Origin of the sequence: Gelidibacter sp. (genome assembly GCF_035515035.1) — a bacterium.
Taxonomy (GTDB): domain Bacteria; phylum Bacteroidota; class Bacteroidia; order Flavobacteriales; family Flavobacteriaceae; genus Gelidibacter.
This window is the reverse complement of record NZ_DATJCA010000043.1, coordinates 16592-36346: the sequence shown is the minus strand read 5'-3', so window position 1 is coordinate 36346 and position 19755 is coordinate 16592. Positions and strand designations below refer to the sequence as shown.

General features: G+C 37.4%; 19 protein-coding genes. 13 read left to right on the top strand and 6 right to left on the bottom strand.

What is annotated here, in order from left to right; translation table 11 throughout:
* Positions 1–162 precede the first annotated feature (162 nt).
* From VLZ86_RS03720 to VLZ86_RS03670, 11 genes are all read left to right on the top strand, one after another.
* Positions 163–972: a DUF4412 domain-containing protein gene (locus VLZ86_RS03720; RefSeq protein WP_325448858.1), complete on the top strand. Its 810-nt coding sequence runs from the start codon at positions 163–165 to the stop codon at positions 970–972.
* 241 nt (positions 973–1213) lie between these two features.
* A complete protein-coding gene (locus tag VLZ86_RS03715; protein ID WP_325448856.1) occupies positions 1214–2602 on the top strand; it encodes a T9SS type A sorting domain-containing protein in 1389 nt (462 codons plus the stop codon).
* 10 nt (positions 2603–2612) lie between these two features.
* A complete protein-coding gene (locus VLZ86_RS03710; RefSeq protein WP_325448854.1) occupies positions 2613–3191 on the top strand; it encodes a hypothetical protein in 579 nt (192 codons plus the stop codon).
* A gap of 9 nt (positions 3192–3200) precedes the next feature.
* Positions 3201–3797: a hypothetical protein gene (locus VLZ86_RS03705; protein WP_325448852.1), complete on the top strand. Its 597-nt coding sequence runs from the start codon at positions 3201–3203 to the stop codon at positions 3795–3797.
* 35 nt (positions 3798–3832) lie between these two features.
* Positions 3833–4435 carry a hypothetical protein gene (locus tag VLZ86_RS03700; protein WP_325448850.1) on the top strand — a complete coding sequence of 201 codons (603 nt, stop codon included), beginning with the start codon at positions 3833–3835 and terminating at the stop codon, positions 4433–4435.
* A gap of 36 nt (positions 4436–4471) precedes the next feature.
* Positions 4472–7519 carry a hypothetical protein gene (locus tag VLZ86_RS03695; protein ID WP_325448848.1) on the top strand — a complete coding sequence of 1016 codons (3048 nt, stop codon included), beginning with the start codon at positions 4472–4474 and terminating at the stop codon, positions 7517–7519.
* Positions 7520–7612: 93 nt separating this feature from the next.
* Entirely contained in the window at positions 7613–8539 is a 927-nt protein-coding gene (locus tag VLZ86_RS03690; RefSeq protein ID WP_325448846.1) for a hypothetical protein, read from the top strand.
* The gene (locus VLZ86_RS03685) at positions 8532–8675 is read left to right on the top strand and encodes a hypothetical protein (protein ID WP_325448844.1); all 144 of its coding nucleotides are present in this window, start codon (positions 8532–8534) and stop codon (positions 8673–8675) included. The genes VLZ86_RS03690 and VLZ86_RS03685 overlap by 8 nt, the downstream gene beginning before the upstream one ends.
* An 11-nt stretch (positions 8676–8686) precedes the next feature.
* Positions 8687–9391, top strand: coding sequence for a hypothetical protein (locus tag VLZ86_RS03680; protein ID WP_325448842.1), 705 nt, complete (start codon positions 8687–8689; stop codon positions 9389–9391).
* Between the two features lie 37 nt (positions 9392–9428).
* Positions 9429–9791, top strand: coding sequence for an MmcQ/YjbR family DNA-binding protein (locus VLZ86_RS03675; protein ID WP_325448840.1), 363 nt, complete (start codon positions 9429–9431; stop codon positions 9789–9791).
* Between the two features lie 105 nt (positions 9792–9896).
* Positions 9897–10475, top strand: a complete 579-nt coding sequence (locus tag VLZ86_RS03670) for a PhnA domain-containing protein (protein WP_325448838.1) — start codon at positions 9897–9899, stop codon at positions 10473–10475.
* A gap of 69 nt (positions 10476–10544) precedes the next feature.
* Here the strand turns inward: VLZ86_RS03670 and VLZ86_RS03665 are convergent, their stop codons facing one another.
* A complete protein-coding gene (locus tag VLZ86_RS03665; RefSeq protein WP_325448836.1) occupies positions 10545–10688 on the bottom strand; it encodes a hypothetical protein in 144 nt (47 codons plus the stop codon).
* A gap of 332 nt (positions 10689–11020) precedes the next feature.
* On the opposite strand from VLZ86_RS03665, the gene VLZ86_RS03660 reads away from it, so the two are divergent.
* Positions 11021–12757, top strand: a complete 1737-nt coding sequence (locus VLZ86_RS03660; RefSeq protein ID WP_325448834.1) for a DUF885 domain-containing protein — start codon at positions 11021–11023, stop codon at positions 12755–12757.
* Positions 12758–13022: 265 nt separating this feature from the next.
* The gene (locus VLZ86_RS03655; protein WP_325448832.1) at positions 13023–13325 is read left to right on the top strand and encodes an STAS domain-containing protein; all 303 of its coding nucleotides are present in this window, start codon (positions 13023–13025) and stop codon (positions 13323–13325) included.
* Positions 13326–13534: 209 nt separating this feature from the next.
* Here VLZ86_RS03655 and VLZ86_RS03650 read toward each other — a convergent pair whose 3' ends face one another.
* The 5 genes from VLZ86_RS03650 to VLZ86_RS03630 all read right to left on the bottom strand — a co-directional run bounded on the left by VLZ86_RS03650 (position 13535) and on the right by VLZ86_RS03630 (position 19740).
* Positions 13535–13984: a nuclear transport factor 2 family protein gene (locus tag VLZ86_RS03650; RefSeq protein WP_325448830.1), complete on the bottom strand. Its 450-nt coding sequence runs from the start codon at positions 13982–13984 to the stop codon at positions 13535–13537.
* Between the two features lie 120 nt (positions 13985–14104).
* A complete protein-coding gene (locus tag VLZ86_RS03645; RefSeq protein WP_325448828.1) occupies positions 14105–14698 on the bottom strand; it encodes a DUF1080 domain-containing protein in 594 nt (197 codons plus the stop codon).
* A 75-nt stretch (positions 14699–14773) separates the two neighbouring features.
* Positions 14774–15586 (bottom strand): DUF1080 domain-containing protein, encoded by an 813-nt coding sequence (locus VLZ86_RS03640; RefSeq protein WP_325448827.1) that lies wholly within the window; start codon positions 15584–15586, stop codon positions 14774–14776.
* Between the two features lie 16 nt (positions 15587–15602).
* A complete protein-coding gene (locus VLZ86_RS03635; RefSeq protein ID WP_325448826.1) occupies positions 15603–16952 on the bottom strand; it encodes a Gfo/Idh/MocA family oxidoreductase in 1350 nt (449 codons plus the stop codon).
* 412 nt (positions 16953–17364) lie between these two features.
* On the bottom strand, positions 17365–19740 hold the full coding sequence (locus VLZ86_RS03630; RefSeq protein WP_325448825.1) for a M56 family metallopeptidase: 2376 nt from the start codon (positions 19738–19740) through the stop codon (positions 17365–17367).
* Positions 19741–19755: the final 15 nt, after the last annotated feature.

Here is a 19755-nt window from a genome sequence, read left to right as displayed (position 1 = left end):
CTCCATAACTACAGTTCAATTTCTAGCAAACCAAGAATTAATATCATCATGAAACATAAAAAACGAACAATTTTATCATCCTTCCATTTTTTTTTAAGAAAATGTTAACATCTGTAATTTTTATTGCACTAAAGATAAAATCACTCTAAAAATCCATTTGAAATGAAAAATCTAAATTCTAAAATATTCGTCGGAGTACTGTTCTCACTTTTTTTCGTATCCACGTCCCAAGGGCAATTCCTAAAGAAACTCCAGAAACGGGTTGAGCAGCGTGTAGAGGATGCAGTCATTGAGAAAACAGCGAATAAGGCTGCTGAAAAAGCGACCCAGTCCATGGATAAAATGTTTGACATTAATCCGTTTGGAGGAAGTAAAGAAAAGGCAGATCCTGCTTTGGTTGCCGATACTTATGATTTTACTTGGAAATATTCACTAAAGATGGCAACTAAAGAAGGAGAAATCATTTTTGATTATTATTTAAAACCTGATGTAGCTTATTTCGGATTTACTTCTGCAATGATGAACAATATGTTCACGGTCATGGATACTGATCATAATATAATGGCTGTGTTTATGGCTTCTGAAGGAAATAATATAGGCATGGTCAATAAGATGCCTGATCTTGACTTAGAGGAAAATAATGAAGTCTCAGAAGATTTCACCTTTGAAACATTGCCTGGAAAGACCATAAACGGGTTTGATTGTAAAGGCGTTAAAGCGGTCAATGACGGCTATGAAATGACCATGTATTTTATTACGGATGCCGAGATAAGCTTTGATGATATCTATAAAAACAGTAAAACCAAAGTTCCCGATGCGCTTAAAGATTATTTTAATCCTGACGACAAAGTTCTGATGATCCATATGGACATGAAAAATCTCAAAAACAAAAAAGAGAATGCTACCATGGAATGTATAGGACTCGAAGAAGTTCAAAAATCGATCAGCAAATCTGATTATAAATTTATGTGAGGCCAGCTGAATTCCAGCAATCTTTAAAGAAAATATGGTCTTTTCACCATGAGGCCCATCTGTTTTTTTAATGATTACTGTGCTAAGTTTTAAAGGGGTATTCTGAAGATTAGCGGAATTTATCATTTCGCGGAAATTTCAGATTACAAAATGAAGGTATTTAAAAGCCCCTTTTTTTGGATGGATACATTCCCCATATAAATATCCTACCTATAATTCACAAATTTAAAAAAGTAAAACCATGAAGCTGCAATTACCTATCAACATTATAATCTTAGGAGCGTTTTTCTTAGTTTCTGAAAGCATATTCCCTCAATGTTGGCAATCTGTATCGGTTGGAAACAGACATACCATTGCATTGACTCCTGAAGGTAGCTTATGGACTTGGGGTATAAATTCTATCGGTTTAGGGGATGGAAGTGTTCATTCGAGTGTTCCAAAACAACTAGGTACAGATAGCGATTGGAAAATGATTTCGACAGAAGACACTCATAATCTTGCCTTAAAAACCGATGGTTCGCTATGGGGATGGGGTTATAACTGGTTTGGTCAATTGGGTGATGGAACTAATACAGACATTGAGTTTTTGACGAGAATCGGCACAGACACTGATTGGGATTGGGTGTCGTCAGGTATCAGTCACAGTGTGGGTATAAAAACTGATGGATCCTTATGGGCTTGGGGTTCTAATGTAATAGGTGAACTAGGAAATGGAGGTTCAGAAAATTCACATCTGCCTATTCAGGTAGTGAGCCAAAACGATGCTACTAAATGGAAAAAGGCTTTTGCTGGGTGGATTATAACGGTAGCCATAAAAACTGATGGCACCTTGTGGACTTGGGGAAGTAATTCAGGAGGGCAATTGGGTGATGGAACAACCACTGATAAGCGAGTGCCAACTAAAATAGGAACCGATACGGATTGGGAAACCATAGCTACGGGATATCAACACGTTATCGCAATCAAAACCGACGGCACCTTATGGGCTTGGGGCATTAATAATTTTGGGCAATTAGGTGATGGGACAAATTCACAACGATTAACCCCGACTCAAATAGGAACAGATACCGATTGGAATTCAGTTGATGCTGGCCTTCACCATACTCTAGCAACCAAAGCGAATGGCACTTTATGGGCATGGGGTTTAAATAGAGCAGGGTCAGTAGGCGATAATACCATCATTAATAGAAATACGCCTGTTCAAATTGGGATGGACACTAATTGGGAATCTGTATCTGCTGGTAACATTCAGTCTAAAGCCATCAAAACAGATGGGAATATATGGGCTTGGGGATTCAACAATAATGGACAGGTAGGAAACGGAACTAACACCGGATCAGTAAGAGCTCCAGTTTTGACAAACTGTGGAGTATTATCTCTTGATGATATAGAGCAAAATGTGTATTCAGTTTACCCAAACCCAGTCTCTACCATTTTAAAAATTGAAAATATACTGGGAGGAAATTATCAATTAGATGTTATTAATCAATTAGGGCAAACTGTTCTCAAAAAAGACAGGAACCCATCATCGACTTCCTTAGATGTTTCAGCCTTATCTAAGGGTATTTATTTTTTAAACATCAACTCTGAAAATAAAGGAAAACAGATTATCAAATTCATTAAGAACTAAAACAGCAGTCATGATAAAGCATGCATATCTTTTCCTTGTGATAGCATTATTTTTTTCTTGTAAAGGAAATGGACAAACTGTTGATTCTGTATCAATTAATGAAGAACTAAATCCAGGCAATAACTTCGTTTTTAGCGGGGATTACAACGATTTACTTACATTGGAAATGGCATCAAGAATTACCGGGTTTGATGCCTCAAAGGCCAAGAAAATGCACACAATGAAAGGGATGATGGGTGAAACCCTACGGTATTACTGGGAAAATGGAAGAGAAGAAGTGAAAGGAAAATCAGCTTCAAATCGTAAAACAGTGAGCTATCCTCGATCTGATCTCGTTCAGTTAAAATGGGTGGACGGCGAAGCGGATATGGAATCTTTTTTAGACTTCATCGATCTTGAAGCACATCCAGAATTAGTAGAAATCAGTAGTGTTGGCCAACGTGCGTATTGGAATTCTGAGAAGCAACATTTAGAGGTGTATTATAATGGTGTTTCCTTTACACTACAGGTCGATATCTCGAATGATGGTAACTTGGATAAGGAAAAAACCATCGAATTGGCAAAACTAATTATTACTGAACAATTTTAATTTCTACAGATGAAACATACATCAAAAATACCAGTCTTTTTGTTGGCGCTTTCTATTTTATTTAGCTGTAAAAATGACACTAAAGTAGATGGAGAGGCCATAATGAAATCGGTAAATACAGAAGTCTCTAAAGAGAAAAAAGACACCCCGTCGAATTCTGAATTAGAAAAACTAAAAGAAACACTTATAAATAAAACACCCTTGACTGATGAACAATTATTACGTGCATTTCCTAAGGAATTGATGGGTTTTCCGTTGGATGAAGTCAATGCTATCCCAGGAATGTCACAAGTTTATGGGCAATTTAATAATGGGAAAATAGCACTTTCCATTGTCGATGCAGCTGGGAATAAAAACGCTGCAGCGATCACGTTTCTTAGTTTTTATGAATACGTGCCGCCTTCCAATGAAAAGAGTAAACTAATCAAAATTGAAAGAGATGGCTTTAAAACGATAAGTGACTACAAGTATAACGAAACAGAAATGAAATTGCTTCTTGACAATCGTTTTATGGTTAATCTTAGTGCAAAAGCGATGACGCCCGATGAACTTTGGGAAACTTTTGATATAGGGTCCCTTAAAGAATATAAAGAATTGAACAGATAAAGCTAATCATGGAGAATTCTATAAATCAGATCAAAATGAGAATAATAATCAAATTAATCTTCGTGATTGTGCTAATGGTATCTTGTAAAGATACCTCAAACTCCAAAGGTATAGAGAGTGTAATGGACGAAGTTGTTGGTAAAAATGAGGATATAAATGAAAAATACGACGCATTATTACAGGAGTTAGGCACGAAAACACCATTGACGGAAGCTGAATTACTAGAAGCTTTTCCAAAACAATTGGGTGGTTTAAGTGGCGATTCATCAACTCAACCACGTGTAACAACCGATAATTCTGTAGTTGGCTCTTTTGGAGAGCATACCATTAGAATTAGAATGGAAATTTTAGATGCCGCCGGACAAAACGCTATGGGAGCAGTACTTCCGCTGAAAATGCTACATCTCAATAAAGTGACATCTGAAATGAACAATACAATTCGATATTCAAAAAAAGAACGAAATGGAATCATGACTTTTGGAACCGATCGTGATGAAGACACCAAAGCTGATTTCCACTCTGAACTTAGGTTTTTATATAATGATCGATTTTATGTTACACTAGAAGGTAAGAACATGAATGTTGAAGCTCTTTGGGATACCTTTGATTTAAACGCCTTAAAGGATTTTAAAAACTAATAAAATTTCGAATCAACCACCTAATTGAAATCTCAAATGGCAACGGAAGAACCACATCTACAACATAATTCCCGTCGTGCATTCATGCAACAATTAGCTTTGTGTTATATGGCAGCGCATATGCCATTGGCTTTTGTAGCGTGTTCAGATGAGGAACAATCTTATAAAGGTTCAGGGAAAATTCCATACAAAGTCTGGGAAGAAATGCTAATGGCCTTGCAAACTTGTCCCGATTATTTGGAAGGTCGGATGAAAGCTTTGGTAGCATCAAAGGATGCCGAGGCGATGTATAATTTTGTAAAGAACGAAATTTATTTAATGCCGGCTTCAAATAAAGCCATTGGCCAAATAGGTTGGCAATTTAAATGGGGAATTAAAGGCGTTTTGCGTTATGGTATGGCAACCCCACGGGAAAAGGCCGAATTACTAAACCAAATGTACTCAAATGCCGGATTTACTTCTAAAGTAGTGTATGAGCATACCAATATTACTCCTGAAGAAGCGATGGCCTTTTTTTTGCGACCAATTCAAAGAAACTTCAATCTTGATGTTTCTAAACGACAGTGGAAGCAATGGAAAGAAGCGCTGAATGTGGATGATTCCGACTTTAAAATGCCAGGCCAAAATATAGACGCCTCTCAAGCTAAAGTTCTCGCCGACAAGCTTTGGAACCTGATTCCGGATAATGAAAATATCAGAAGAACCAATTTTGATTTACGCTGGGACAATAGCCGGACACCCACAGTGCAATTTGAAAAAGATGGTATTACAGCTTATGCACATCTGTTTGATCCTAATATTTCTTTCGGAAAACTAAAAAATGATGGCGCATTGAAGGAAGCGGATGCGGTAAAATTGAATGACGACACAGTCGAAATTAATATTACCTATAGAGAAGCGATTCATCCTGAGAAAGAAGTGGAAATGATTTCGGGCAATTGGAAAGCGATGGATTTAATAGGGAGTCAGATCCATTTTGCAAATCTTAACGGACTTGATTTAGAACAATCTGCCTATACACCCATAGGTAGTTTGCGCATTTTTACGCCATCATTGGCCTATCAGAATTTTGACAGTCCACTTGAAGTCATGCAAGAGCGTTCATTTGTTGCTGATCCTTTTACCTTGGAAGGTCAAAAAATACAACTTCCGGATGCTCAAACAGGCAGCCAATCACCAGTCGTTGTTAATCCCTCTAGTGCACAATTGCTTAAAACAATTGATAAAATAGAAATGAAGGCACTTCCTGTAAATAAATCTTTGGTAAAACTGGAAGTAAGACCAACCAATGCTGATGGACAGGTTGTAGAAGGTTTGCAAGCCAGTGATTTTGCATTTGCAGATAATAAACAACCGATACAGGTTTTGATGGAATCTAATAGGAGAACACCGTCAGTTCTTATCTTATATGATGCATCTTATAGCATGCCGAAGGCGTATTATCAAGAAAACATGGATCTTTTTGTCACGTCAATTGAGGATAAAATTCTGGAAAATTTCCCTGCGGCAAAAGTCGATAAATGGGCCACCACTTCAAATTTATTTACTTGGTTATTGAAAGCATCTAAAACCAGTTATGATCTGGTTGTGTTTGCAACTGATGGTCATAATGGTGATGTTTACGAGGAAAAGAATTTGGCAACTTACCAAAATGGACCTCCAGTTATTATTCTTAATGTTTATAATTCGACAGCAACACACACCATTAATACGTTTAATAAAATGGCAGCTGTGACCAATGGTTCGGTAATTGATGCGGAAGACCAAATTGCCACTATAGAACGAATTGTGTCTCACGTTAACGGTATGGATATCCCGCCATATACCTTCTCGTTTTATGCTGTTTCTGAGAAGAATCATGAGGTGGAGCTTCAAATGGATCAAAAACGATTAAGAGCAAAAGCAGAATTTACCCTGGCAATAGATTCCTCAGAAATCAACCAAGGCATTATCGGCATATATCTCAATATTAAAGTTGGCAAGACACAAGTAAAACGTGTTTTGGCAGGTTGGGATCCTATTACACAAAAAAATCAGGCACCTACCAATGCCGATTTTTTAGATGTTAAAAGTTTGATATTGGGCGGATTGAGTTTTTATTTTGAAGGTGAAGGACCAACTATGGCCACCTCAATAGTGGATTTGCTAAAATATAAACTCTCAACACGCGGCTGGGGCGAAGCGCTTTTGAATGACGATTTAGAAACTGCTAAAATAGAATTTGAAAAAGGTGGGTATCAGTACCACTCAAAGCCGATGTCGTTATTGGCGCCGTTAGATGATCATGTTACGGATAGTTCTTTCACATTTGCCTCCGGAATGCGAGTTTGCATTTACAAACAACAGCTTCATATTGAAGACAAAAAGACTATAGAGTCCTTTGATTTTTTACCAACGTCCAATTATGTGAGTTTTGCTAAAGACAAGGGAGATAATTTTCGAATAAATCTTGTCAAAACAGCGCAATTGGCCATACGGGAAGCGGCTCTTTTTGACACAAGCACCTTAACACTTTTAGGAGGAATACCCCTTGTTGAGCGTACAAATGCGCTTTCAAATAATTGGTATGAAAATTTGGATCGTAACAGCACGGATTACATGTATTGGTATGAACGTATTTATCGGGGCGATGGCACTATCAAAATATTTGATGGCTCTGGAACCCAAACGGCATTTTGGACAATTAACGCTCAAGGTGAATTGTATGGAATTTTGAGAGATGATACCGGCGGTGGTGGTAGTGAAGAGATGATTGCCGAGCTTAACAGAATAATGATTGTGATGAGCATCTACATATCGATTATCCAAAAAATGGGAGGTGTGAATTCCATTGGTGGGATGGCGCTTAGTATCGTTGCTGTCTACGGTGTGACATTAACCAAGTTGTATGCTATAGTATGTGAATCTATTGTGATTATGGATACCACAGGTATGGATGCTAAAATTACCCAAGCTTTAAAAGAATTGGCATTCAATGTTGCAAAGACCATTTGCTATGGTGTTGGTGGTGCGAAATTGGGAATTATGCCTGGATTGGATAATCTTATTAGTTTTCTGGGCGGAACTACAAATCCCTATAGTTAATTATAGCGTTCCAGTTGCATAAACAAACGAAGTTTAGCTTTCTAACAGATTTAAGTATAGCTGAGCATCTGAAAGATTATAAATAGAAAAATCATGAAAACATTAAAACGAATTTTATTATTTCTGATGCTTACTATGGGGTTTTCATCCTATGCTCAAACACCTGAGCAGCAAAAAATGATAGAGAAAGCCGAGCGGATGCGCGATAGCATTATGAATACTCCAGAAATTAAGGCCATTATGAAACAGGCTGAGGAGATGGAAAAAAATAATAAAACGTCCCAAAAAGTAAAACCGATATCTTCAAGCACCAAAACCAAAGATAAATACTGGCACAACACGCTGGCCAGTAAAAACAATAATAAACTGGAAAATTGGAAAAATGGAACAGCCGATCTTGTGTTTAGTTATTCCTACGATTCAAGAAGAGATAAACTCAATTATGTAAAAGTTGGCATAATTAAGTCTGACGGCACTATTGAGTTGCATCCAACAAATGCAGTTCCTGTTTTACAACCCTTAAATAACTTCAAGAATAACAATGTGTTTTATGATATTCATAATCCAGATTCTTATCATTATAGCAATGGAGATGCAGGTTTTAAACTTAATTCATATTTATTAGTGTATCAGAATGATAAAAAAATCGGAACATTAACCATTGGCAATTCAGTTAAAGTAACACGCAATTTATTAATCCCTGGAGACTTGTATTTTGGTGATGAAGGGTATTTATTATCATGGGTTTACGTTGATAAGCCGTGTGCAATCAAGGCCAATGAGAAATGGAAAGGAGATTTAAGCAATACAGGAACACCATTAATAGTTGAAACCAATGTGGCTTATGACTTAGGTTTTAAAACCGGTTGGAATTTAGTAAAGACAGAAGTAATTGGGACACATTATTTTCCGGATGCTCCAGAAGAGGATAGGTCGCGGTTTAAAAAACATGAGCATACCATAATAGCTTCAATACCTCAGGATGCAACTTATTTTTTTAGATCCGTGGTAAATGATTGAAACTTTCATTAAAACTGAAAGCTTGAGCGTAAATACACCAAGCATCAAATTGTTGATGTGTTTTATGGGATTGGCTGTTTTTGCTCCCAACTTATATCTTGAAATCCCCGAAGTAGTATTTCAATTATTAAATTAAAAACTAATCTCATGAAAATGTCATTTTTAATTATCGGTTTGTTTTTTATCACCTTAGGATTTTCTCAAGACCAACCAAAATTAGAGGATTATGCATTGGCTAATACAGATGTAAGTGTCGTCGTATTTCCATTTGGAATGGAGCATCCTGTTACTATTGGTACGATGACAAAATCGGGCGAAATCAATTTCAAATTTCCTAAAAACCTTCCAGATATTTCTAAGGAAACTGAAGAAAACTTTATGCAAGATTTGATTCACACGGTCTTTAACGTGTGCGATGAAGGCGAAAGTATGATTTCTGATAAAGAGAATCGTTCGTCTTTTGAAGCAGGAGTGCTCTCTCTAACCACTGCCGACAATCCTTATGCAGGTGTAATAATAGCTGTTTCTGATGAAACTTTGTTGCCTTGGATTCAAGATCCTGGCTATGAAGAGCCTGTTTTTGGTTCTTACTTTGAATTGATTTATGTGTCGTCTGCTTTTAAATATGAAGGCGAGTGTGTTCAAACACGTTCGAGCATGAGTGATGACCCAGATATGGGAATTGCTTACACTTTTAATCTGAACCTTCAAGCAGGTTTCAATTTTATTGAATATAAGATTGAAAATATCCATAAAACAGATCCGGATGTGATGGCTTCTTTTCCTGATAAAGTTTCGATTACCTCCGTGGAAGACATCCCTGATTGTAAATGGATAGGAAAATACTTTTAGGAACCCGTTCAAAAACACTAATTTTAAATGTGTATTTATGAACATTGAACAACTCCGCCACTATTGTATTTCAAAAAAAGAAGTCACAGAAGATTTTCCGTTTGATGAAGATACGCTCGTGTTTAAAGTGCTGGGAAAAATGTTTGCATTAATAGGTTTGGAGAAATGGGAAGCAGGCCAAAAAACAGTGAATCTTAAGTGTGATCCTGATTATGCCGAACAATTGCGTGCTGATTATGAGGCTATCTCTCCTGGCTACCACATGAGCAAAAAACATTGGAATACCATCGATTTGACCTTGGATGAAATCTCTCCAAAATTTCTTGCTGAGCTCATTGATCATTCCTACGAGATGGTAGTCAAGGGCATGCCCAAAAAGTTGCGGGATTCTCTCCAATAAAAATGGTATCTTCGCGCCGCAGAAATTTGATTTCTGCAACCCGCCCATACCGAAAAGGTATGTTCGGACAAGTCATAAATCGTAAATCAAAAATCGTAAATTATAATGAGCGTTCTTCAAATGCTTCAAGACCGAAGCAACAACACCTGCGAACTATGTGGTTCTAAAGAAAATCTATCACAATACACCATTCCGCCATCGCTGAATGAAAATGTAGCCAATGATGTCTTGGTCTGTAAAACCTGTTTGGACCAAATTGAAGGCACTGTTGACATGGATGCCAACCATTGGCGCTGTTTGAATGACAGTATGTGGAGTGAACATGTGGCTGTTCAAATTATGGCTTGGCGAATGCTTCAGCGTTTACGCCATGAAGGATGGCCAAAAGATTTATTGGACATGATGTATCTTGATGATGAAGCTTTGGCTTTGGCAAGAGCCACAGGCGAGCATGAAGATGAAGCTAATAAAATTATCCATCGCGATGTCAATGGGGTTATTTTAGAAGCGGGCGATTCCGTTGTTTTAATCAAAGATTTAAAGGTCAAAGGTTCAAGTATGGTCGCCAAGCAAGGTACAGCGGTTAGAAATATTCGTCTTGATCATGAAAATGCCGAATTTATTGAAGGTCGCGTTGACGGACAGCAGATTGTCATCATCACAAAATATGTGAAAAAGAGCTAAATATGCAATTGGGAGAGGTTGGAGTTTTTCTTTTGGAACTACAACCTTTCCTACTTTATTAATGGCAGATCAATCCTCTTTACCCTTTCTTTTAAAAAGACCAAATCCAAGTGGCAACATAAAGAATAGAAAGAAAAACTTCCCGGAGAGAACGCCATAAAAGGTTATTAAGGCCGCAATGGTCAAAAGTATCCACACGTATTTTGTTTTCATACTACATTTGTTTTTCTATCAACGAAAACTTTCATTTTTCCAAGATGTTTTAGAAGTGTCGATTTAAAGTCTGAAATATTACAAATTCCTGCTGTTTCAGCAATACTACTAATTGAATTTTTTAAAGTTGTTTTTATTTCCATGAGGTATAAATAGTCAAAAATATTCCAAAATAGATATTATTTTATCTGATTATAGGCTTTGACCTAAGCTCATTGAAATATGTTGCGCCTTTTCAGGCGATTTGATTAAATTTGTTTTGTTGGGCTTAATCTATTGAATTTGCTCATTTATTTGTTACCAAAACAATAATAAAAAATCAAAAACACCTTATGAACGTCTTAAAACCTATTGTCCTCTCTCTATTGTTTTTTCTTTTTGGAATTCAGAACGCATCCTCCCAAAACACCCCCATTGTTTTGGATAGTGTGATAAATAAATTCGAACAACATAGAGGTTATGATAGAAAAGCATATCCATTGGGATTGTACACCAAAGATTATTTTAAGTCCGAAGCTGAATTTGCCCAACAAGTATTGGACGAACTCAATATGGTTGAAACTGCAGGATTAAGTGAAACCGAACAGATTTCTGCCAAACTATTAGGGTTTGTGTTGCAGGACAAAATCGATTATTACAAGTTTGAGCAATATTTAAATCCGCTACTCTCTGATACAGGATTTCATACCAACTTAACTTACCAGGTCAGACCGTTGGCCAACTATGCACAAGTGAAGGGGTATTTGGACCGATTAAATGCCATCCCACAATTCGTTAGTCAGAACCTTGAAAATTTAAGGGAAGGATTGGAAAAGGGAGTGTCACAGCCTTTGGTAATCTTCAAGGGTTATGAGTCGACCTATAACGATCATATTGTGACTGATTTTAAAGACAGTTTCTATTATTCACCTTTTAAAAACTTGCCGAATGACCTAACAGAGGCTCAAAAAGATTCGGTATTGACCGCTGCTAAACTAACCATTGAAACGAAGGTCACTCCTGAGTTTAAGCGCATCAAAAACTTCTTTGAAACAGAATATTTTCCAAAAACAAGAACCACTTTAGGCGTTTCAGAAACTCCCAATGGAAAGGCCTTTTATCAAAATAGAATTAATTTTTATACGACCAGCACGCAATATACGGCGGACGACATTCACCAAATTGGATTACGTGAAGTAGCGCGTATTAAATCAGAAATGGAGCAGATCATTAAAGATTTGAAATTCGAAGGGAGCTTTGCCGACTTCTTTCATTTTTTAAGAACTGATAAACAGTTTTATGCCGAAACTCCAGAACAATTGTTGATGATTGCACGTGATATGGCAAAACGAGCAGATGCTCAATTGCCACGCTATTTTAAAACGCTACCCCGTAAACCTTATGGCGTAGCGCCAGTACCTGATGCAATTGCTCCAAAATACACGGCAGGTCGTTATATTGGGACTTCCAAAGAAAGTACTGAGCCAGGCTATTATTGGGTAAATACTTACGATCTGGCCAGCAGAACTTTGTACACCTTGCCTGCGCTAACTGTACACGAGGCAGTCCCTGGACATCATCTACAAACCAGTTTGAACAATGAATTGGGGGATAGTATTCCGCGATTTCGTAAAAATTTATATCTCTCTGCCTATGGTGAAGGTTGGGGCTTATATTGCGAATTCCTAGCTGATGAGATGGGAATGTACACCACGCCATATGAGCAGTTTGGAAAATTGACCTACGAAATGTGGCGCGCCTGCCGTTTGGTGGTTGATACCGGCATTCATGCCAAAGGATGGACGCGTGAGCAAGTGGTGGACTATATGTCCTCAAATACCGCCTTATCCATGCATGAGGTGAGTACTGAAACGGATCGGTATATCTCCTGGCCAGGTCAAGCCTTGTCTTATAAAATCGGCGAATTGAAAATAAGGGAGCTGCGTAAAAAAGCTGAAACCGAATTGGGTGCAAATTTTGACATCAGAGCCTTCCATGAAATTATTCTTGAACAGGGTACTGTGACCTTAGCTATAATGGAAGAACGGGTCAATAATTACATCAATAACCTCAAAAGGAAGGGCGACTAAAAGACTATTTAAGAAGTTTACAAGTTGTTTATATTAACAAATTAAACTGCCGTATGAATAAAAAAATGTCATCATGGGTTTATGTTCCCAACCAAAAGTTTTGAATCCATAGAACTCCCATTTCCTCCGTTTTATCGAAGATCTTTGAGATTAGCTTTCACTAATCGCATGAAAATACCGTTGGTCGAAAACTTTGGGTGGGTTTAATAATTATTATCATATTTGCCTCACTCCCAATGATTAATAGCGCAGAATTTATTAATTAATGAACTTAATTTACGCTACCATGGATTTAGAAATCATCAAACACGCTACTTATTTTCAAGTGAATGGAACATTGACCAAATTCAATCTTCATCTCTTCAAAAAAGAATTTTCTAATGTTTTCGATAAACAGGATTCGCTGATCATTAATATTGAAAACCTGACTAGTATTGACCGTTACGGTGTGAATGCTTTGGCGCAATTGCACAATGAATCGCTTATTAAACGTAAAAAGCTCTCTATTATAGGGATGGGGTGTGACGATTTGTATGAACATTTCAAATCGGAAGAAACTGCTGCTTGAAGAGCAGCCCCAACTTTTACTAATTTTCCATTCGTGCTCAACTATTTAAAACGTATGTTCAATACGGCATTTACCTATAGTTAGTGCTTTATTACTACTGATTATAAGGCTGCATCCGGATTAAAACAATTTTGGTTTTTAATCGATGTGCGGTGGAAATAAATTGGTTATTTAGCATGCTTTTCAAATCTTAAGAAACTACATCCATTTCAACAGGACATGTCCGCAATGATTTTCCAATCCCCATTAATGTATTTAAATACAATAGTAAAAATACCATTGGCGTTGCCTAGGTTTCTTTCCAAATGGTATTCCCCAAACACCAAATAAGCACCATTTTCAATTTTGGAAATATCAGTGAGGACAAACTTGAGTGTCCCTGTCTCATTAGGAGTTGGGTACGTGTTTTTGTAGTTTGACAAAGCGTTATCCCAGCCGTAAGTAAGGCCTTTGCTTCCGAAAAATCTAAGAGAATCGTTTTTCCAATAGCCTTGCATAAAGCCTTCCAAATCATGATTGTTCCAGGAAATTTCTTGACTGGCCATCGTTTTTTCTATGGCAGCTTTCACCTCGTTTTCTGATGGAATCGTATTATTTTTGTCGTTTGATTGGCAAGAGTAGATGAGTAGTATTAATAGGAGTGCGTAAATAGATTTCAAGGTAGAAAGAATTTTGTCGTTTGAATTTAGTGTAGCCTAGTCCTTTTAAAATTAGTTGCTAAAAAACCTGACAGGTTTATATGATAATTTTGTTTTCTTGGGTTGGAGCAATTGGATTTATTAAAGCGTCTTTAATCGGATATTTCTCCAGTACACTTTAATTCCGCCGCCATCATGTATTTGTAAAGCAATTTTGCCTTTTGCCTCACCTATTTTTTCATCAGAAAAATTAACCATTTCTACCCCATTTAGCCAACTGATCACCTGGTTGCCTTTTACTCTTATCTTCAAATTATTCCACTCGCCATAATTAAGAGCTGCTTCTTTTTCAGGTGATGGCTTGATCAACCAGCCACGGCCGTACGATTCATAAATACCACCGGTGTGAAGATTAGGTGGCGCGACTTCTATCTGCCACCCAGCTATTTTTGTGCCTTCAATTTCTGACCTTATAAACACACCGCTATTACCATCGGCTTCTTGTTTAAACTCTAAGTTTATTTCAAAGTCTTTGAAATTATCTTCAGTGGCGAGATAGCCATATTGTTTGTCCGGACCACTTTCAGAGATCAGTAGCCCATCTTCAACATACCATTTTTCGGTACCATAGGTTTGCCACCCATCAAGATTTTTTCCATTGAAAAGTTCTTTTCCAGAATGACAACTTGTAAACGAAAGGATAAGCGCCAGGACGAGTAAACGAATGTTTTTCATATTTTAACTTTAAGAGTTCAATATTTTAAGATGTTTTTAGCTGGATTATATGAATATATCTTAGGCTGATAAATGTTATAATTTTTTAATTTTTATATTACGAAACCAGATAGGGCTGGCATGATCCTGCAAACCAATATAACCTGTTTTGAATTTTCCGTAATCAGGGCTGTTTTTCCATTTCCCGGAATTCTTTTTCTTATCCCATTCTGCATCCCACGGTACAAATGACAGTACTTTCTCATCATTTAACCAATGTTCAACTTTTTCGGGGGTAAAAACGATTTTACTGCTGTTCCATTCTCCTACAGGATTCAGTTTAATCTTATCAGGATCTACAGCGTGCATGGCGTAATCAGCGGCTGTTTTATTCAACGGCTTTAATTCCGATAGGTTTTCGATATGGCCTACACTTTTATTATACCCGGTAAGATCGTGGATTTGAGCGTAATTTTCATCATCAATGATTTGATATTCTGGAGCCACCTCATAGGGCGCTTTATAGCCTTCTTTGATATGGTAAAAGATGCCGCTGTTGCCGCCTTTGGGAAGTTTCCATTCCAAGTATAGCTCAAAGTTATCAAATTCTTCCGCGCCATATATAATATCCCGTCCACCAGTATAGTTCTGTTCCAATCCAAGCTCAGTGTCATAAGTAAGTTCGCCGTTTTTGATCACCCAACCAGGAGGTAATTGTTCTTCATTATAGCCTCTCCAGCCATCAAGAGTAGTGCCGTCAAACAGATACTGCCATCCGTCTTCAGTCTTTTGAATTTCGCTTTTGCTGTTTTCTTGAGTGACAGTTCCTTCTTCAGCTTGCTGCTTGTTTGAATCTTTACAGGCAATTATGGATAGTGCCAATAGCACAGTCATTCCTATCTTTGTCATAGTTGTTATTTTAAAATTAAATCTGTTTCATGTTTTGTGGATCCCAACCAATAAACGCATTTTGCTCATAACTTTCGTTACAGAGTAATGCAGGGGCAGCGGCACGAAAACCAAAAAGTGGATCTTCCGCTACTGTTCCATTGTTACGGATGGCATGAAAGAAATTGGCGAAATGGTCATAATGAGCGCCTTTATAGCCACTTTGGGCATTATAAACTGTGGTTAATGGGGGTTCCATTGTTTTTCTGTCGGATTGGATTGCTCCTTCTTCTTTGGCTTTTGCCGCTAAGAAAGGATCATCACTCTCACCTCCTGCATTTCGCTTTAATGTTACACGATCCCATTCCACGTCCATAGAACCTTTGCTCCCTACAAGTTTTAAATAGGTGGTACCGCTGGTGCCATCAACAAAATTACAACGTAGAGAAAGGTTGAATGCTGGATGTTCCTTGGTATCGGGATAATCGAACATTCCTAAAAGTACGTCTGGCACTTCCCTGCCGTCTTTCCAATAACGTAAGCCTCCCATGGCAGCAATTTTATTGGGGCCTAGAGAATTTGTGATAAAATGTAAACTCGAGAATAGATGGACAAAAAGATCGCCCGCCATTCCGGTTCCGTAATCAAGGTAATTTCGCCATCTAAAAAATCGTAAGGGATCGAATGGAAGGTCTTTGCTTATGGAAAGATAATTCTTCCAATCTACCGTTTTTGTAGAAGCATCATTGGGAATAGGGTATTGCCAAGCCCCAACCGGAGAATTTCTGGCCCAGAAACCTTCGGCATAATTGAGTTCACCAATCGCACCCGCGGCCAATAGTTCCTTTGCTTTTTCGTTACCCAAGGAAGACATGCCCTGACTGCCTACGATATAAACTTTTCCTGATTTTTTCCAGGCATCAATGATTTCATGGCCTTCATCGACACTGTGCACCATCGGTTTTTCGCAATACACGTGTTTGCCGGCATTTAAAGCATCTATGCTGATTTGTTTGTGCCAAAAATCGGGTGTTCCAATAATTACGGCGTCAACATCCGAACGTTTTAAAATGTCTTGGTAGTTTTTGGTAACCCATATATCGCTGCCCCAAGTGTTTTTGGCATCGGTTAATCTTCCGTCGTAAAGATCACAAACGGCAACCAGCTCTATGTTTTTATGTTCTAAGGCTGTATTGGTATCGGCAACACCCATGCCGCCTGCACCGATTAAGGCGATTTTCAAGGTTTTAAGATTGCTGGAATCTAAGATTTTTCTTTCAAGAAAATTTACTGTCTTCGCTTCTTTAGCAAAAACAGAAGGTGTCAACACTGCAGCAGCACCTGCTAGGCCAAGATTTCTCAAAAATAATCGTCTGGGTTTTTCCATTTAAGAGGTATTTATAGTTTAATTATAAGTTGAGCGCTTTTAGGAAATGCACTAACTATTTTTACATGCATTTAGCTCATGGTTTTAGAGTTCAATAGCACTAATATAATTGAATTTTAATTAGACCGGAAATTGAATTTGCTTGTTTTATGACCGAAGGAGGATAACTAGTGCGGTCTTCATTACGAATCGTTTAGTTGACCAATGTCTACGATGCACCACTCCACTGGCAGCTTTCGACTTCATAGACGCTCAGTATTTGTTGTCCTTTTGGAGCTTATTTTGTTCGGACAATAGTGATTCAATAATTAATGCTATTAAAAAACCTCTCAGGTTTTTAAAACCTGAGAGGTTTGAAATAAAATTTAGGCTTTATATTTTATAACGTTAATAAACCGTTTTAAGATCAGAACTAATCCTTAAAAGGAATAGGTGTGGTGGAGATATATACCTTAGGTTGCTTACTGTCGATTTGTTCTGTTGAAATATAAAGTTCTTTAATTCTTTTAACATACTCTATAGCCTCGTCTCCAGAGATGGCTTTATTATTATAAAAAAACTGTGCGTCTTTTTTCTTCATATCAGTTACATGATCTAATGCTGCTTTGGATGGTGAATCTGTTTCATCGCGATCTGATATCCACACAACATAGCTGTCCTTCCCATCTTTACTTTTATATTTATAAGTATAGGTTTGTCCTGCAGTGCTGCTATTTAATGCCTCCATATACAATTTCTTTTGCTCTGATGTAAGATTTACGGATGGCGGCGGAGGGGGAGGTGGTAAAGTTTGTATTGTTTTTGATTCTGGATTTGGCGCTGTTGGTGGAGGCGGGGGCGGAAAATATGGAAATGGCTCGGCGTTGGCTTTTTGCTCTGCATCCATCTTTTTGTAAATCTCATTGACGCGCTTCATGTCCTTTAATTTCAAGACATAGCTATATTCCGATTGGTTATTGTAGTATTTGGCCAATTTATTGTATTCTGATACTTCTTCGGGAGTTGCTTTTTGCTGGTTCTCTTTAATCAAAAGTGGTTTCGGTGGTTTGTTAGGTAGGTTGGGAAACAATTCTGCATTACTTTTTTGTTCATCATTCATCCGATTATAAATAGACTCTATGCGATTAAGATCTTTTTGTCTTATGATGCGTTCCTTTTCTGGTTTTGAATTAAGTTCTTTCAAGATTCTATTGTAGTCTGCTATTTCTTCGGGAGTTGCTTTTTGTTGGATGTTTTCCATGATCTCATATTTTGGAAGAGATGGATACGGTTCTGATAATTGCTTTTGGTCCTCCGACATATAACTGTAAATTTCAGATAAGCGATTAAAATCTTTCAGTTTGACAATTCTGTTTTCCAGAGGTTTAGAGTTTATATTTCTTGCAATTGAATTATATTCTTCCATCATTTCTGGTGTGATGGCTATTTGGACGTCGTCAGTTTCTACAATAGTTACGTCACTAATCCCGACATTTACTTGCCAAGGCGAGTTTGAATTGTTTAGTTTGGGTGGTGAAAGATCAATGGTCTCGTCTCCATAAATAATATTGGCTTGTTCAACGGTTTTTCCAGCGTATTTATTCTTATATGTTTTGATTGGTAAACCTAATTTTTTTAATGAATTCACATTAGAAGTACCAATTCCAGAAGTCCCCGATTTAAATAAAATTGGCCGTATGCGCTCTATTATTTTTAAGTTCACCTCACTTTCATATTGAATACTTGTCCAAACAAAGTTTTGTTTTTGCTCTTTTGTTAAATGCGTATTAAACTTGTTGATCTCAGCTTCTAAATCTTCGAATTCAACATGATTTCCATTTAATGCAATGGCATTGTTTTCATCAATATAGATCAAGAAGTCCTGAATGGTATCTGAACTTAAATTTTGAGTTGTGGAGAATTTTACAACTTCTTTTTTCTCACTAAACCCGTACAAGGTCATTGCAAGTAATGGCAAAAGCACAAGGCTTCTCAACCATATTTTTCGTTTTGTGGTGTGTGTTTTCATAACTGTAAATCGTTTTTTGATCATGCCTACGGCGTGACGGGTTGATGAATAATTGATGGCGTTTGCCAACGGAGACTCTGACGCATTTGATGAGAATGCCAATAACATGTGTTGGTAGGTTGGTAATGAAATACCTTTGTTTAAAACTGCTTGGTCTGCCAAGAATTCGTGGTTCATTTTTATGGAACGTTTGGCAAAATAAATGAGTGGGTTGAACCAAAAGATGACCTGAAGCATTTCTATAAATAAGACGTCAATACTGTGATTTTGATTTGCGTGTGCTTCTTCATGCCAAAATACTTCTTGAGGAATGGAATGTTTTTCAAATTTGCTTTTGTTCAAAAAGATGTACTTGAAAAAAGTATGGGGAGTGACCAGGTCATTTAAAAGCACGTGGATAACATGTCTCGATTTTTGCTTCGGATTGCGCTTAATTTTAAAAACAATCTGAATAAGGTTCTTTGTAAATAGTAATCCAAAAACTAAGACACCCAACGCATAAATGCTCCATAAAATACCGGGTAAGTAATTTGTTCCTTCGATTTGCGGACTGTGGTCATTATAAAAAACAATCGGTTCAAAAGCCTCTTTCACCGTCGGTAAAGGTGATACCTCTATATAGTTAGTAAATGTGATCAAAGGAATGCTGAACGATAGGATGAGTGAGCTCAGTAAATAGTAACGTTTAAACACATGCATGTTTTCCTTTTCTAAAAAGAAGGTGTAAAAGGCCATGAAAATCGCCAAACATGCGCCAGATTTTAGGAGATAGATAAGCATGATGTGTTGTTTTTG

Bases quoted from the DNA above. Each gene is read 5' to 3' on its own strand.
- VLZ86_RS03715 (WP_325448856.1), top strand. From the start codon at position 1,214: ATGAAGCTGCAATTACCTATCAACATTATAATCTTAGGAGCGTTTTTC.
- VLZ86_RS03670 (WP_325448838.1), top strand. From the start codon at position 9,897: ATGAGCGTTCTTCAAATGCTTCAAGACCGAAGCAACAACACCTGCGAA.
- VLZ86_RS03630 (WP_325448825.1), bottom strand. From the start codon at position 19,740: ATGCTTATCTATCTCCTAAAATCTGGCGCATGTTTGGCGATTTTCATG.
- VLZ86_RS03695 (WP_325448848.1), top strand. From the start codon at position 4,472: ATGGCAACGGAAGAACCACATCTACAACATAATTCCCGTCGTGCATTC.
- VLZ86_RS03640 (WP_325448827.1), bottom strand. From the start codon at position 15,586: ATGACAAAGATAGGAATGACTGTGCTATTGGCACTATCCATAATTGCC.
- VLZ86_RS03690 (WP_325448846.1), top strand. From the start codon at position 7,613: ATGAAAACATTAAAACGAATTTTATTATTTCTGATGCTTACTATGGGG.
- VLZ86_RS03665 (WP_325448836.1), bottom strand. From the start codon at position 10,688: ATGAAAACAAAATACGTGTGGATACTTTTGACCATTGCGGCCTTAATA.
- VLZ86_RS03710 (WP_325448854.1), top strand. From the start codon at position 2,613: ATGATAAAGCATGCATATCTTTTCCTTGTGATAGCATTATTTTTTTCT.
- VLZ86_RS03675 (WP_325448840.1), top strand. From the start codon at position 9,429: ATGAACATTGAACAACTCCGCCACTATTGTATTTCAAAAAAAGAAGTC.
- VLZ86_RS03700 (WP_325448850.1), top strand. From the start codon at position 3,833: ATGAGAATAATAATCAAATTAATCTTCGTGATTGTGCTAATGGTATCT.
- VLZ86_RS03645 (WP_325448828.1), bottom strand. From the start codon at position 14,698: ATGAAAAACATTCGTTTACTCGTCCTGGCGCTTATCCTTTCGTTTACA.
- VLZ86_RS03720 (WP_325448858.1), top strand. From the start codon at position 163: ATGAAAAATCTAAATTCTAAAATATTCGTCGGAGTACTGTTCTCACTT.
- VLZ86_RS03660 (WP_325448834.1), top strand. From the start codon at position 11,021: ATGAACGTCTTAAAACCTATTGTCCTCTCTCTATTGTTTTTTCTTTTT.
- VLZ86_RS03680 (WP_325448842.1), top strand. From the start codon at position 8,687: ATGAAAATGTCATTTTTAATTATCGGTTTGTTTTTTATCACCTTAGGA.
- VLZ86_RS03655 (WP_325448832.1), top strand. From the start codon at position 13,023: ATGAACTTAATTTACGCTACCATGGATTTAGAAATCATCAAACACGCT.
- VLZ86_RS03635 (WP_325448826.1), bottom strand. From the start codon at position 16,952: ATGGAAAAACCCAGACGATTATTTTTGAGAAATCTTGGCCTAGCAGGT.
- VLZ86_RS03685 (WP_325448844.1), top strand. From the start codon at position 8,532: ATGATTGAAACTTTCATTAAAACTGAAAGCTTGAGCGTAAATACACCA.
- VLZ86_RS03705 (WP_325448852.1), top strand. From the start codon at position 3,201: ATGAAACATACATCAAAAATACCAGTCTTTTTGTTGGCGCTTTCTATT.